We start from the raw sequence: 15,207 nt of genomic DNA on the forward strand, positions 1-15,207 counted from the left end.
TTTTGTGATCGTTGGGAAGAATGATGAGTGGATTAGGTGACTCACGCCTTATTCAAAGCAACAAAACAGTTAAGGACATAAATTCTTCACTACGCAAAAACATAACTGAGAAAATAGCAAGTTTTAAATAAGCTACTAGTGCCTATTATTTTGGAAAACGATTATTACGTTTAACGCTCGATCTACTGAAACAAAAAAATGATACCTAAGTTAATTAATGAACTAAAAGAACTCGATATTCCTCTAAATCTTGGATTTTGTTCAAACGATTTGAATAAACTAGAAAAAATCACTGTCTATAAGTTTCCCTATGATTTTGTCAAATTCTACAATTCAGCAAACGGCTATAAAGAAGATTGTAGTTTTGAAAGGCAACAAATCTGGAATCACGAAAAAATAATTTCCGAATACCTTGAATATAGTGATGAATTCGTTCGATTTTATGTTGAACAGTCCTTGGATTGGACTTTCAAAAAAGACAACAAAATTTATCTAGGTTATGGATTCAAGAACGAATTTGACGGAACGGTAAAATTCATTGCAAATAATTTTACTGATTTTTTAAAACTCATAGTCTTGAATTCAGACAAGTTGTATTAAGAAAAAAAAGCATCGTTTCAAAAGTAATCACTTAAAGACTATCGCTACATACTTACCTCAATACGAAATAGTTAAAAAAAACTCCCCACTTTCCATCGATGATAATTTGATTCAAACGAGTCAATTATTCCAAATTAAAATCCCATGCTCCGCTCCCATTTAAAAGGGCATTGGTCTCTGCGTTATTTTTGAATTTGCATTGTTTTGGGTGCTATTCTAGCTCTGCTCATAGTTCGTAGGCTATATTTCCAATATTACACATAGAAGCCGTTCTGTGTCCTATCTCTACATCGTAAATTGGCAGCACTCTAGACCTCATAAAATCAATGTAGTGCTTTTCAGAATGAGATATCCATATAACAAAAAAAGCCACCAAATCGGTGGCTTTTGTGATCCCGCTGGGGCTCGAACCCAGGACCCATACATTAAAAGTGTATTGCTCTACCAGCTGAGCTACGGAATCAAATTTCCCTTCAAATTTTCAGAACATTTAAACCTGCGTTCCGATTGGGAGTGCAAAAGTAGAGTAAACTTTTTGAAATAAAAAGATACCTGCGTAATTATGGATAAATCTGCTCTTTAATATTTTCAGTTATAATACCCCAACACGAAGACTCTGGCTAGAAAATCAAGTCAAATCTTGGGGTTAGGCAATTAAGCAAAAAGGAGAAAATACTAACTTAAAATACTCAATATAAGCCAGAAACAAATCCACTCAGTTATAAATTGAAAGCTTGTAAAAACAAGGTCATGGTACTGTATAGTGATTCGACCATTGATAAAGTGCTTATAAAATTAATTACTATTGAAGCCCAAATTTGTTCCCACTAATTGAAAAAACTGCTCCTAAATTCTTGTAATATGAATCAATAAGCCTGAATTAAGAAACTCAGAAGTCCTGATAAATCTCAAGACTTCTGACTTTTCTAGCTCCAAAAGAACTTAAATTATAATCCCATGCTCTGCTCCCATCTCTCTTCCTAAAAAGCCATTGGCCACAGCATTATTTTTAAACTTCTCTTGTTTTGGATTCCATTCCAGTTCAGTACCAAGTTCATAAGCTATATTTCCAATATTACACATAGAGGAAGTTCTGTGGCCTATCTCAACATCACATATTGGCAGCTCTCTAGTTCTCATAGAATTGATAAAATCTATATAATGATTTTCAGGATTCTTGAGACGTATATCCGTAGATTTAATGGCTACCTTTTTCAAACTATCAGGCTCTTCTAGGTTCTTTCTTCTCACATCCAATATCCCTTCAGAACCTATAAAACGAATACCATTATTCTTTCCAAAATCTTTATGGGTAACCGTAATCCCATCTTTATAAGTGTACTTTAATCCCCGAATATCTCCAGACATGTTCTTAGATAGTGGAGCAGAAACTTTCACTGGACCAGAATGATCCATACCTAAAGACCACTGCACAATATCAAACATATGTGCACCCCAATCTGTAATATAACCACCGCCAAAAGGCTTATACTCTCTCCATAATGCCCAAAAATCATTTTCTAAGGTAGGTGCCAATAATTCATTATAATGCGTTTGCTCCACATTTGGCCCAAGCCATAAATCCCAGTTTAGGTGATTTGGTAAGGGCTGTGCCATAAAGTCAATGTCTTTGGGTGGGTTACCCACATTCACAAAAATCTCTTTTATCTCACCCAAATAACCATTTCTAATCAGCTCGGCCGTTCTTAAAAATTCTGGCGAAGAACGCTGCATGCTTCCCGTTTGTAAAATCCTATTATTTTTTCTTACCGCTTTCACCATGGCTCGTCCTTCCTTAACGGTCAGGGCTAAAGGTTTTTCGCAATAAATATCTTTACCAGCCTCCGCAGCTTTAACGGTCATGGCAGCATGCCAATGATCTGGTGTAACCACCACCACACTGTCAATAGATTTATCTTCTATTATTTGTCTGTAGTCTTCATAGGCTTTGAAAGAAGCGTCTAAGCTGTCTTTCAAAGTTAGTTTCTTAAGATTACGGGTAAACCTTTCCAATTTTAATCGGTGAGGGTCTGCTGCCGCTACAATATTCACCTGACCTGTCTCATAAAAGCGACTCTGAAGTCCATTACTCTGTTTACCACAACCAATAAAAGCTATATTGATTTTATCGCTGGGGGCCAAAAAGCCCTTTCCTAGGACATGTCTTGGAAGAATAAAGAAACTAGAAGCTACGGCAGATGATTTTAGAAAATCACGGCGATTAAGATTTTTTTTCATTTGGGTTGTATAAGTTTAAGCGAATTTATCAATTGAAAACTTAATTCTCAAATATAACCCTACCCAAAGTACCTCACTCATGAATATAGGCCATAGGATGCGTTTATAAACAGCTGTCTTAATCCTTTAGCTTGAAATACTACTCCTATTCCGGTAATTTTTATACTTCTGAGAAACTCCGTGGCTTAATAACCGTGTAAGAGCTTATAGTTAGGCTTAAAACCTTAGACAAGCTGAGGTTCATAAAAAACGGGAGTGTAAACTCACTTAAATTCAATAAGCACAACAGATTGCCGTGCTTACCGAATTTAAACCCGCTTTATGCATTAGGCAACCTCCCGATTTTATCGGAACCGTAGCTAAATAAATTGCTTCTAATCCATACGTAAACCCATTTTAACTCAATCACCATAGCCCTTCGACGCTAGCTCAGGTTAAATGCCGTTTACTTTTAAACGCTCCTTGTTACTTTCAAATATATGCCTTCGGTTAAACCACTCCTTGCTCCAGCATGGCATCAGCCACTTTCACAAATCCTGCAATATTTGCACCTTTAACATAGTCAATATAACCATTTTCTTCTTGGCCATATTTTATACATGATTCATGAATATCGTTAATAATTTCTCTTAGTTTGTTATCCACTTCTTCTCTTTTCCAATTATAACGCAAGGCATTTTGAGACATTTCTAAGCCTGATACGGCCACCCCGCCAGCATTGGAAGCTTTGCCAGGGCCATACAATATCTTTTCCTTAAGGAATACAGCAACAGCACCAGGTGTACTAGGCATATTGGCTCCTTCGCTCACGCAAATACACCCATTATTTACCAAATTCTTAGCATCCGTTTCGTTCAATTCATTTTCTGTGGCACTAGGAAGTGCGATGTCCCCTTTTATATTCCATGGTCGAGTGCCTTCGTAAAACTTTGCCTTAGGATATTGAACTACATACTCCTCTATCCGGCCACGCTTTACATTTTTCAAGTCCATAATAAAGGCTAATTTTTCTTCAGATATTCCTTCTTCATCATATATCGTTCCAGAAGAATCAGACATGGTCAGCACTTTCCCACCTAAATCTGTCGCTTTTTCAGCGGTATATTGAGCTACATTCCCAGAACCTGAAATCAGAACAGTCTTACCTGCGAAACTATCATTTCGTGTATTGAGCATGCATCTAGTAAAATAAACATTTCCATAACCCGTGGCTTCTGGCCTAATTAATGACCCCCCATAAGAAATTCCTTTACCCGTTAATACACCTGTAAATTCATTTCTCAATTTTTTGTACATACCATACATGTATCCAATTTCTCTTCCGCCTACACCCATATCTCCCGCAGGAATATCTGTATTAGCACCTAAATGTCTGAACAGCTCAGACATAAAGGCTTGACAAAATCTCATAATTTCGTTATCAGATTTCCCTTTAGGGTCAAAATTAGAACCTCCTTTACCTCCACCCATGGGCAGTGTTGTAAGCGAGTTTTTCAATACTTGCTCAAAACCCAAAAACTTTAAAACACTAAGGTTGACGGTTGGATGAAAACGCAACCCACCCTTATACGGACCAATAGCAGAATTCATTTCTACTCTAAAGCCTCTGTTTACTTGTATCTCTCCTTTATCATCAAGCCATGGTACTCTAAAAATAATAGTACGCTCGGGCTCTACCATTCGTTCTAGTATCTTCTTGCCTCTATATTTAGGATTCTCCTCAACAAATGGAATAATAACTTCTGCAACTTCTTGTACAGCTTGTAAAAATTCTGGTTCATTGGAGTTACGGGCCTCCACATATTCCATAAAAGCCGCAATTTTAGTTTCTGACATACTGTCGAATGATTATAGGTTATTTTAGTTTTGATTGAAAAACCGAAGGTAAAAGTAAAGAAAATAAGGTCTACACAAAATATCCTTCCTTTCTCTAAAACTTTATAAAAATGAACAAGTCAATCCAATTTATTTCAATAAAAAATCTCACCAACTTTCGTCAGTGAGACTTAATGCTTTCAAAGAATGTTATCAGAAGTAAGACTTACTACTTATTCTTTACAATTTTAGTGAGTTCATAATTCGGGTCATCGGTTCTTGCTATAAGAATCAATTCCTGAAGCTCCTTTAATTTTTTAGGATTTATTTTAGAAAGATCCTTTTCTTCACCGATGTCGTTAGAAAGGTTATACAATTCATCTTCTTTCTGGTACTGACGCACCAATTTCCAATCGCCCTTTCTTAAAGCTTGTCTTGGACCTGCTCCTTCATTAAACTCCCAATACAGATATTCGTGGGTTTTCTGTTTCTCGCCCTTCAAGGCATTCAAATATGATATACCATCTAAGTTCTTTTTAGTAGGCATAATACCAGCCACTTCGCAGGCTGTGCTTAAAAAGTCCCAAAATCCCGATTGATGATTGGAAGTTGTACCTGGAGCTATTTTCCCGGGCCATACTGCCGTAAAAGGAACATGGATTCCACCTTCGTACACATCTCTTTTTCTGCCTTTAAAAGCTCCATTGCTGTTAAAGAACCCATTGTCGTATTCATGCCCATTATCGCTGGTGAAAATCACTATTGTGTTTTCATCTAAGCCATGTTGTTTTAGTTTCTCTCTGATTTTACCAATATCCCTATCCATTCTACTCACCATACCGGCATAGGCTATATTTCCTTCCTCATCATTATAGTAATGCCCTTTATTCATAGGCCTTTTTTCCCAACCCAAATTTTCATACTGCTTTTTGGAGTCTTCTGGAACCGTTAACTCATAATGCGGAGTGGTGAAAGCCACATACATAAAAAACGGCTCAGCAGTTGCGGCTCTTTCATCCAAATAACCTAAAGCTTCTTGCACGACCAAATCATGAGAATATTGGCCAAATGTTTCCTCTGGAATATTCCCGTCTAAAAGTACTTTTTCTGTATTTCTCCAAAGGTGCTTTGGGTAGTAGTGATGAGCTTCACCATGTCTTCTGTATCCATAGAAATAATCAAAGCCCTGAGCATTGGCTTGACCACTTACACCGTATTCGTCCATGCCCCATTTACCTAATATGGCCGTATGATACCCCGCTCTTTTGAGCTCTTCTGCTACGGTAATATCATCTTCTTTTAAAACAACGTCTGCTCCAGAAGTGGTCCAATTAGGATTTCCCCTCACCGTGGTATGTCCCGTGTGTGTACCCGTAAGTAAACAAGACCTAGACGGCCCACAAACCGGAGAACCAGAATAATGATTGGTTAGAACCACCCCTTCTTGTGCCATTTGGTCCAATGCAGGTGTTTTTATTTTTGTTTGGCCATTGAAACCTACATCGCCATAGCCCAAGTCATCTGCCATAATGAAGACAATGTTCGGCTTTTTAGAAGTATCAGAAGTGCTATTAAAAGGTGTTTTACAAGCCCAAAACACTCCTAGCACTAGGACTAAAACAGTTATTTTTCTCCACATATTTGTAATATTTATTTATGAAAAACAATAAAGGTCAACCACAAAGCGGCTGACCTTTAATCTTACTCAATCTTTAGCCATATAAAATTTATCTATAACCATTGTTCGTTGGATCTGACTCCAATAAAGCTGGGTTTAAATCAATTTCTTCTTGGGGAATTGGCAACTTCACCATATAATCTTTGATGTTTTTTGGTCCTTGAAATAAACCATAATCAGCATTTTTAACGGTCTCTAGCAAAATGCCCCACCTTATTAAGTCATAACGCCTCTCTGCTTCACCTGCCAGTTCCCATTTAAGCTCGTTTTGAATAGCTTTTCTAATGTCACTTTGACCAGTTGCTGCTACAGGGCTATCAACACCATAACCGCGAAGTCTAATTCTGTTTGTATACGTTAGAGCTTCCGCTGTATTACCTAATTCGTTAGCTGCTTCAGCGGCCATAAGGTAAACGTTTGCCAACCTCATGGTAATCCACCACTCGCCATGATTATATCTTGGAGAGTTCACAAAATCAAAATTTGTTCTCTTTTTGAAGTAGGTGAAAGTAAGGTCATAACCCAAATATTGATTCAATAAATTATGAGCCCTTCTAGGGTCATCTTTAGGGTAATTCTTCACTAAATCAGTTAATGGAACTGCCAAGCCATAACCATTAAATTCTTCTCCTAAGTCTGTCAATTTCCCTGCGAACTCGTTTCTTAAAGCGGCATTTTTAGGCTCATCTCTAAGTCTAGGATTAAAACTATCTGTTATCTCTTGAGCATTAGAAGGCACGTCTTTAGTAAAGTCAAAACCAAAAATAGCCTCTTTATTAAACTGATTATTAACGTCGAAAACTTCGCCGTAAGTTGGCATCAGAGCATGGGGAGAGTTATCAATGATGTCTTTACTAGAAGCTAAAGCACTAGCCCAATCTTTCTCCCATAAATGAAACCTCGTTCTTAAAAACTTAGCGGCCCATTTTGTAGCTCTTCCTATGTCCGAACCTTGATTCTCTGATGGCAATAAACCTTCAGATTTTTTCAAATCCGCAATCATGGCTGTTCTTATCTCGTCCATATTAGTTCTTCCTAAAACAGCTACCTCATCTAATGGCATATCACTGATAAAGAAAGGAACATCTCCCCAAAGGGCAGTCAAATGGTAGTAAGCAAGAGCTCTTAAAAACAATGCTTCGCCAATAACCTTATCTTGAGTCTGTACAGAAAGCTTAGCGTTTCCATCTACATTCACTAAAACAGAATTAGCATCACCTATTACACCATATAAATCTCTCCAAATGTTGTAGGCGTTTCCATAATTCGTTTCTGTTATGTTATAATCCATAATGGGCCCTAAACCTCCAAAAACCCTACTTGGCATAGCCTCGTCAGAACCAAAAAAGGTATACGTTGAAAGTCCCTGCCAGCCACCATAAAGATTACTAGCTCTCATACCTTTATAGATTCCATTTGCCGCTTGAATGGCTTCTTGATCAGAATTATAAAAGTTATTTGGAGATATAATCCCCCTTACGTTTTCTTCTAGGAAGTTTGAGCATGAGCTCAAGAAAACCACCGTTAATAATAATATTATCTTTCTCATTTATCTTATTCTTTAAAAGTCTGCTTTTAAACCAATTGTGAACGTTTTAGCATTAGGATATTGGTTTCTAATAATCCCTCTAACCGTAGAATTTGTACCAAATCTGGTTGCTTCTGGGTCGTAACCTCTGAATTTAGAAATCAAGAAAAGGTTACTTCCAACACCATAAACATTTAAGCTTTTTATGGCATTACTTTTAAGCGGTATATTATACCCTACTTTTAAGCTTTTTAATCTTAAATGTGAACCGTCTTCTAGCATAGCAGAATTGGAAACAACATCAGAAATACTAGCGATTCCACCTGCTTTAGGAATATCAGACGTTGGGTTTTCAGGACTCCATCTATCCACTAATTCAGCATAAATATTAGATTCACTTAGTCCAAAGAAGCTGGCTTGATTGGTTTCATGGTAGATGTCGTTGCCGAAGGTTCCTTGGAAGAAAACATCCAAACTGAAGTTTCTATAAGAAAAACTGTTATTTATACCTCCAAAGAATTTAGGCTCTGGATTTCCCATCATGATATGGTCGTCGTTGTTTATTTTACCATCACCGTTTTCGTCCTTATATCTTGGACCACCTATTACTTGACGAACTCCTAGGTTTCCATCCGCATTTATTTCTTCCTGTGACTTATAAGTTCCTAAATACTGAACTCCCGTGAAAACACCTACAGGCTGACCTACGATTAACTTAGCTCCTGGGCCTCCTTGCTCGAGAGAATATATAATGATTTCATCAGAACCTGCAAGGTTCAATATCTTAGACCTGTTTCCAGAAACAGTCAAAGAAGACTCCCACTTAAAGTCATTAGAATTAATATTGATAGAATTCAACATAAACTCTAAGCCTTGGTTTTGAATAGAACCAATATTCTCCAATTTCGTATCAAAACCTGTTACTTTAGGAATTTGTCTTGCCAAAAGTAAATCTTTAGTTTTCTTATAGTAATAATCAATTTCTCCAGAAAGTCTATTGTTCAAAAATCCAAATTCCAAACCAATATCTAACTGACTCGTAGTTTCCCATTTAAGTTCTGGGTTAGCTGGTCTTCCTTTTTGAATACCTATTGTCTGCGTATCATTAAAAACCAAAATACTGTTAGTTAACACCGCCAAAGTACTGTAAGGGCTTATAGACTCTTTACCCGCTGTACCAAAACTTGTTCTAAACTTCAGGTTAGAAAAAAGGTTTTGATTCTGCATGAAAGGCTCGTCAATAATTCTCCACGCAAAGGCTCCAGAAGGAAAAAAAGCATAAGCATTATTAGAACCTGCATATACAGAAGCTCCATCTACTCTACCTACCGCGGTGAATAAATATTTATCTTTTAAAGAATAGTTAGCTCTGGCTAACCAAGAAACCAACTGTCTAGAATCTGCCAAAGTAGATCCTACTCTATAGGTCAAAGGGTCTCCGATGCTCAAATTATCATAGTTAATGGCATCAATAGAAATACCCTGTGTTTGAGCAAAAGTGGTTTCTCTTAAGCCTTTTTGCCAGGTAAAACCTCCCAGAAGGTTGATTCTGTTGTTTTCATTAATCTGTTTTGAATATGAGATGGTATTCTCTTGAAGTATATCAAATTCAAAAGCATTGTCTATTTGGGCCAAACCTCCTTGCTGAGCTGCTGCTCTAGTAGGAAGTGTTCCTGGATCAAACTGATTTCTTTTAGTCCAGTTAATTTTAGGTCCAATCGTAGATCTGACAACCACGTCTTTCCAAGGACTATACTCTAAATAGGCCGTTGTAAGAAGATTAGTGCCATAAGTAAAGTCTGTTATAAGAGCAATATTGGCCAAAGGGTTTGCAAACGCTCCACCCTGAACAATGTTCTGATCCCAATAAGTTACGCCATCTGGGTAATATGTAGGGAACGAAGATAAAGCAGACCTTAAAGCCCATAAATCAGTTTTATCATTTTCCGTTTGTGTAAAAGAACCGTTTAATCTTACTCCTGCTTTTACTTTATTACTGATTTTAAAGTCAAGGTTAGTTCTGAAATTGTAACGCTCTAAACCTGTTCCTTTAATGATACCTTCTTGGTTGAAATAATTGGCAGAAACGTAGTAGTTCAATTCCTTCGTATTTCCTCCAATAGAGAAATCCATGTTTGAAATTGTTCCTGTCTGAGAAATTAAATCTTGCCAATCAGAATTTCCGATTTCGCTTTTATCCGCAAATGGATCTGCACTTCCAGAGTTGGCAGCAAACTCTGTCCCAAAAACGGCTCTATCGTAACCATTCAAATAGTCTATCTTTCTGGCCATTTGCTGTACACCCGTATAAAGGTTTACAGAAACATTAGGTTTTCCGCCGCCAAAAGACTCACCACTTTTAGTCGTAATTAATATAACACCGTTCGCTCCTCTAGTTCCATAAATAGAAATGGCAGTAGCATCTTTTAATACTTCAATAGACTGAATATCATTGGTATTGATGTTATTAAGGTTGAAATCAGTGCCTACAATAAATCCATCAATCACATAAAGAGGTTCGTTATCTGCATTAATAGAGTTACCTCCTCTAATTCTGATAGAAGATCTAGCTCCTGGAGAACCATTGGCAGAAGTTACCAAAACACCAGAAGATCTACCTTGAAGCATTTGGTCTACTCTAGAAGCCGGCATATCTGCTAGCTGTTCTGCGTCTACCTGACTTACCGCTCCAGTTAAATCCTTTTTCTGAGTTACACCATAACCTACCACCACGACTTCTTCAAGTAAGGCTTGGTCTGTTTCAAGTTTCACATTAATGGTACTTTTAGTACCCACAATCACATTAGTGGATTTATACCCTACAAAAGAGAACACAAGCTGCTCTGCTGAACCAGCAGAAATACTAAACATTCCATCCACATCAGTCATGGTACCTTTTGTGGTTTTCAGAACAGCCACAGTAACCCCAATTAAGGGTTCGTCGTTTTCGTCAGTCACCTGACCTTTTACAACCTGCTGCCCAAAGCTGCAAACCGATGTAAAGGCAAAAAGGATGACCAAAGTGATCTTGAAAAATAGTTTTTTCATCATAAGTCCTTGTTAGTATTAGATTAATAGAATTAAATATATTTTGACAGAAGCAAAAGTACTTTCCTCAGATTACCTAGATGTCTCAATAAAGGGTCAAAAATGTTTCAACCCGCCATTAGACCCTCTCTGAGAGCATTTTAAGGCACTTTTTAAGAAATTAATAATTTGTAGATAAAAAAGAAAAAGAGCCGAAGCTCTCTTTTCTTTACTTTATTAAACATGGTAGGCCAACTTTCCTGAAACACTTTGGGTTTATTCAAATGAACCCTCGGTTATATTTTTAATGTATTCTGAAGGCGTTGTTCCAAACTCCTTTTGAAAACACTTGGTGAAGTACTTTGGGTTATTAAATCCTGTTTGATACGCCACTTCTGAGATATAGAAGTTGCCGCTTTTTAATAGCTGTGCCGCTTTTTTCAATCGATACGTACGGATAAATATAGAGGGTGCCTCTCCCAATAAACTTTCCATTTTCCTATAAAAAGTAGCTCTACTCATACTACATTCTTCTGCTAAAAACTCCACACCGAGGCTTGGGTTCATCAAATTAGATTCTATATGCCCAATAACCATTTGAATAAATAACTCCTCTGGAGATTCCATCTCCCTCTCTTCTGGTTCCAAGTTAATTTTCTTGGTGAATTTGGCTTTTAAAAGTGAGCGATTTTCAATCAAGTTTTTAGCCCTCCATTTTATTAAAGTTGCACTAAAGGGCTTATCAATAAAATCGTCAACGCCACTTTGAAGGCATAATAACTTCTGAGATTCCGAATTTCTACCTGTAAGAATTATAAATGGAATATGATTCCATGTCGTTTGATTTTTGACATGTCTTAATAGGGAAAGACCGTCCATCTTCGGCATGGCTAAATCGCTTATGATTAAGTCAAAACTTTTTAACCCCAGCTTTTTGAGAGCTTCCTCTCCATTTAAAGCTCGTGTTACGTCAAAATTCACACTTAAATTTTCCTCCAGTAAATCTAGAATATCAGTTTCATCGTCTACTATTAATATAGACGGTATGGTTCCATTCTCCTTTGTATAAGTCTTTAGATCTTTTTGGGTTCTAGATTCAATCTCAATAATGGGAACACTATCTATAGAAAGCTTCATTTCATTCACCTGAAAATGTTTCTTTTCTATCGGCAGATAAAACGTAACGTCTGTGAATTCCTTTTCTTTACTTTTTATATCAATAAAACCTCTGTGCTTTTGAATCAATCTAGTCACTAATTCAAGGCCAATTCCTTTCCCTCCACCGGATTCGGAAAGATTAGAAGCTCTATAAAATCTATTAAAAAGTTTCTCAATATCGCCCTCAGGTATACCAATTCCAGTATCGCTAACGGTACATTTCAGATAAGTTCCTGGCAGCGGGGAAGTATCTGGTAAATCAGACTTTTCAAGAATAACGGTTTCGCCCGTGACGGTTACCACGCCATCTGGTGGCGTATATTTCATGGCATTGCTGAGTAAATTCAGCATCATAATTTCTATTAACTCTCCATCAAACCATGCATCTGGATACTCTTGCTCGAAAGAGTATTTTAGTTCTATGTCTCTAATAATCGCTAGAGGCTCTGAATCATGACAGATGGTTTCCAACAACGAAAAAATGTTTCCTTCACCCACCTTTAAGAGGAACTCTCCACCTTCACTCTTTCTGATGTTCATAATCTGGTCCGTAATTCTTTTTAACCTTAGAGCCTGCTCATAAAGATTATTAAGAACTGCTTGATTCACCTTTTTACCGGTCAAGGCATTCTCTAAAGGTCCTAAAATCATGGTTAGCCTATTCTTTATCTCGTGCGACAAATCGGAGAAATGAACCATTTGCTGATCTTGAAAGGCCACTTGGGCTTTCTCTTCCTGAAGTTGTTTTTGAAGTTTAACCCATCTTTTAAATAAAAAGTATCCCAAGTATAAAAGAGAAATAAACAGCACTAAGTATAAAATGAAAGCGGCACTGGACCTCCAAAAAGGTACCTTTATTATAATATCAAAACTTGAAGGTTCGTCATTCCACTGCCCGTAGCTATTTGACGATTTCACCTCCAGCGTATAATGTCCTGGAGGAATATTTAAAAACTGGACTTTCTGATGTGCCTCTAATGAATAACGCCATTTATTATTATCATAACCCTTAAGCCTATAGGCATATCTGTTTTTTTCAGGGATACCAAAATCTAATAATGAAAAGAGAATTTCAAAGCTATTTTCGTTTGACTTAAGTGAAATACTTTTATTTTCTAAAATGGTATTGATTAAGTTTTCTCCATCATTTTTATTCCCTTCCGTATCTATAACTTCAAATGAATTCCAATGAAACGCAGCCATTTGGCGGCCTTGTGCAGGTAAAGTTTTGATTTTATAAATACCGTTAGTATTTCCAAAATAGACATCGCCATGCTCACCAGAAGCCACAGCACCAAAAGAAAAATCGCCAAAAAGTATCTCTTCCTCTACACCGAAGCTTTGAAACGGTATGAGCTCATTGGGGATGAATTTGGCAATACCATTATCCGTACTCACCACCAAATCTTTATTTAAGCTCTCGCCAATGGCACAAACCACATCTGACGGAAGTCCATGAAGTTTAGTATACTGCCTAAAAGAATCTGTCTCTGGCAAATATTTATATAGACCACCTTCTCTGGTTCCAATCCAAATTTGTCCTTTGGCGTCTTCTTTCAAAGCTAAAATTCTTCTAGAAATAGTCCCTTTTCTATCTATACCAGAGTATTTTTTCACCTCACCCGTAATGAGATTAACTCTTGTGAGTCCGTCTCCTCTTGAACCTATCCAGACGTTCTCTGAACGGTCTTTAATCATGGCAAAGATGGTCGAGGTATGATTGCTGAGTTCGTTAACTTTTGAAAAAAGTTTATCATAAACTCCTTTTTTGTTAACGGAATATCGCTCTAATCCGTCTTTTTCACAACCCAACCACCACTCTCCAGCTTCTATTTCTAAGGCAACATTAATAGCCGTTTGGGCGGTGTGCAAAACCTTTAACTCCGTTTTTTTTCCTATTCTATTTTGTTCATAAAAGTTAGCCTCTCCTATGAAATAATAAACACCATTTTCTGACTGATAAAACCTTCTAATACTATTCGGGATATCTACTTTCTCGAACTTGCCATTTTTGGGTTCAAAGATAAAGGAGCCATCGTCTCTGGTTTTGACCCAGATTTTGTTTTGATTGTCTTTGAATAGGTAATTGACCTGATTATTGATTGGTATGTAATTACTTACATTCAATTTTATCCTTTCTACTTCAATGGAAGCCGGTCTAATTTTAACTAAACCCCTTAATGTACCAATCCATATCACACCGAGTTTGTCAATATAAGAAGTCAAGATATTATTATCTTCAAAAATATCTGTATGCAGTTTTACTTCTTCAAAGCCTTTTCTACCTCCAAAACCAGAGCTCATATAGAAACTGTGATAGGACGTAACGAGGAGTTCCTTATTTCTCCCAAAAGAAAGCGAAGTTATAAAATCATAACCCGCTTCTTTTGGATTTCCGAAATGGTATTGGTTCAGCAATTTGAGCTGATCCTTTTCCATTACGAACTCATATAAACCTTTTCCCTGACTTCCTACCCATATTTCTCCAAGCTTAGATTTTCGAATCACGCTTACGGGAAACTTGTACTTCGTTTCTTTTATGGTTTGATGCTTAAAGTCAAACAGAAAAAGTCCTTGTGAAGTACCTAACAAAAGTGTTTCAGAACTAATTTGTTCCAGATCAACAATACGACCCGTAAGCCTATCAAAGCCTTTAGAAAGGTTAATAAAACGCTCTAGACTATCTGGCGAAAAACCATCCTTAGATTCATTTCTATATTGATAAAGATAGCTGGCTGTATTACTACCTACCCAGATATCTTTATCCAATCCCCTCTTTAAAGCTCCAAAACCCTCTATCTCTCTTGAAAGCGTTTGAAAAACTTTAGTTTTTTTATTAAAAACACTAAAGCCACTTTCCATGGAAATGACAATGTTCCCATAAATATCTTCGGAAAGGCTCATTACCGTATTGGTAAAAAGAGCGTTGGTTTGATTTGGTTTTGTAGCATAATGCTTCACATCATAACCATCGTACTCATACAATCCAGAACCCGTGCCCACCCAAAGGAGACCTTCAGAATCTTGAAAAATACAGTTTACAGAACGGTTCGGAAGCCAACTTTCCTCCGAAATCCTGAGATTTTTCACATCAATTCCCTGTGCTCTCAAATGGAATAAAAGAGCAAAAAAACTAAATATGAAGCATCCAATACTTTTCAAA

The 15,207-nt window shown here is 37.0% G+C and carries 7 protein-coding genes and 1 tRNA gene; 1 reads left to right on the forward strand and 7 read right to left on the reverse strand.

Features of this window, described 5'->3' with window-relative positions:
* Positions 1-198: 198 nt before the first annotated feature.
* Positions 199-600 (forward strand): hypothetical protein, encoded by a 402-nt coding sequence (locus ACSBFT_RS15595; RefSeq protein ID WP_489601327.1) that lies wholly within the window; start codon positions 199-201, stop codon positions 598-600.
* A 390-nt stretch (positions 601-990) separates the two neighbouring features.
* Here ACSBFT_RS15595 and ACSBFT_RS15600 read toward each other — a convergent pair.
* From ACSBFT_RS15600 to ACSBFT_RS15630, 7 genes are all read right to left on the reverse strand, one after another.
* A tRNA-Lys gene (locus ACSBFT_RS15600) sits at positions 991-1,063 on the reverse strand.
* A gap of 479 nt (positions 1,064-1,542) precedes the next feature.
* Entirely contained in the window at positions 1,543-2,838 is a 1,296-nt protein-coding gene (locus tag ACSBFT_RS15605) for a Gfo/Idh/MocA family protein (RefSeq protein WP_489601328.1), read from the reverse strand.
* Between the two features lie 489 nt (positions 2,839-3,327).
* Positions 3,328-4,674, reverse strand: coding sequence for an NADP-specific glutamate dehydrogenase (gene gdhA, locus ACSBFT_RS15610; RefSeq protein WP_489601329.1), 1,347 nt, complete (start codon positions 4,672-4,674; stop codon positions 3,328-3,330).
* Positions 4,675-4,882: 208 nt separating this feature from the next.
* The gene (locus ACSBFT_RS15615) at positions 4,883-6,292 is read right to left on the reverse strand and encodes an arylsulfatase (RefSeq protein ID WP_489601330.1); all 1,410 of its coding nucleotides are present in this window, start codon (positions 6,290-6,292) and stop codon (positions 4,883-4,885) included.
* An 88-nt stretch (positions 6,293-6,380) separates the two neighbouring features.
* Positions 6,381-7,880, reverse strand: a complete 1,500-nt coding sequence (locus ACSBFT_RS15620) for a RagB/SusD family nutrient uptake outer membrane protein (protein WP_489601332.1) — start codon at positions 7,878-7,880, stop codon at positions 6,381-6,383.
* Between the two features lie 12 nt (positions 7,881-7,892).
* Entirely contained in the window at positions 7,893-10,910 is a 3,018-nt protein-coding gene (locus tag ACSBFT_RS15625; protein WP_489601333.1) for a SusC/RagA family TonB-linked outer membrane protein, read from the reverse strand.
* A gap of 252 nt (positions 10,911-11,162) precedes the next feature.
* Positions 11,163-15,206: a hybrid sensor histidine kinase/response regulator transcription factor gene (locus ACSBFT_RS15630; RefSeq protein ID WP_489601334.1), complete on the reverse strand. Its 4,044-nt coding sequence runs from the start codon at positions 15,204-15,206 to the stop codon at positions 11,163-11,165.
* Position 15,207: the final 1 nt, after the last annotated feature.

It is taken from the genome of Arcticibacterium sp. SM2516, assembly GCF_057914865.1.

What these genes read in the sequence shown, in the direction of transcription:
- ACSBFT_RS15595 (WP_489601327.1), top strand. Translation starts at nt 199, where the DNA reads ATGATACCTAAGTTAATTAATGAACTAAAAGAACTCGATATTCCTCTA.
- ACSBFT_RS15605 (WP_489601328.1), bottom strand. Translation starts at nt 2,838, where the DNA reads ATGAAAAAAAATCTTAATCGCCGTGATTTTCTAAAATCATCTGCCGTA.
- gdhA (WP_489601329.1), bottom strand. Translation starts at nt 4,674, where the DNA reads ATGTCAGAAACTAAAATTGCGGCTTTTATGGAATATGTGGAGGCCCGT.
- ACSBFT_RS15615 (WP_489601330.1), bottom strand. Translation starts at nt 6,292, where the DNA reads ATGTGGAGAAAAATAACTGTTTTAGTCCTAGTGCTAGGAGTGTTTTGG.
- ACSBFT_RS15620 (WP_489601332.1), bottom strand. Translation starts at nt 7,880, where the DNA reads ATGAGAAAGATAATATTATTATTAACGGTGGTTTTCTTGAGCTCATGC.
- ACSBFT_RS15625 (WP_489601333.1), bottom strand. Translation starts at nt 10,910, where the DNA reads ATGATGAAAAAACTATTTTTCAAGATCACTTTGGTCATCCTTTTTGCC.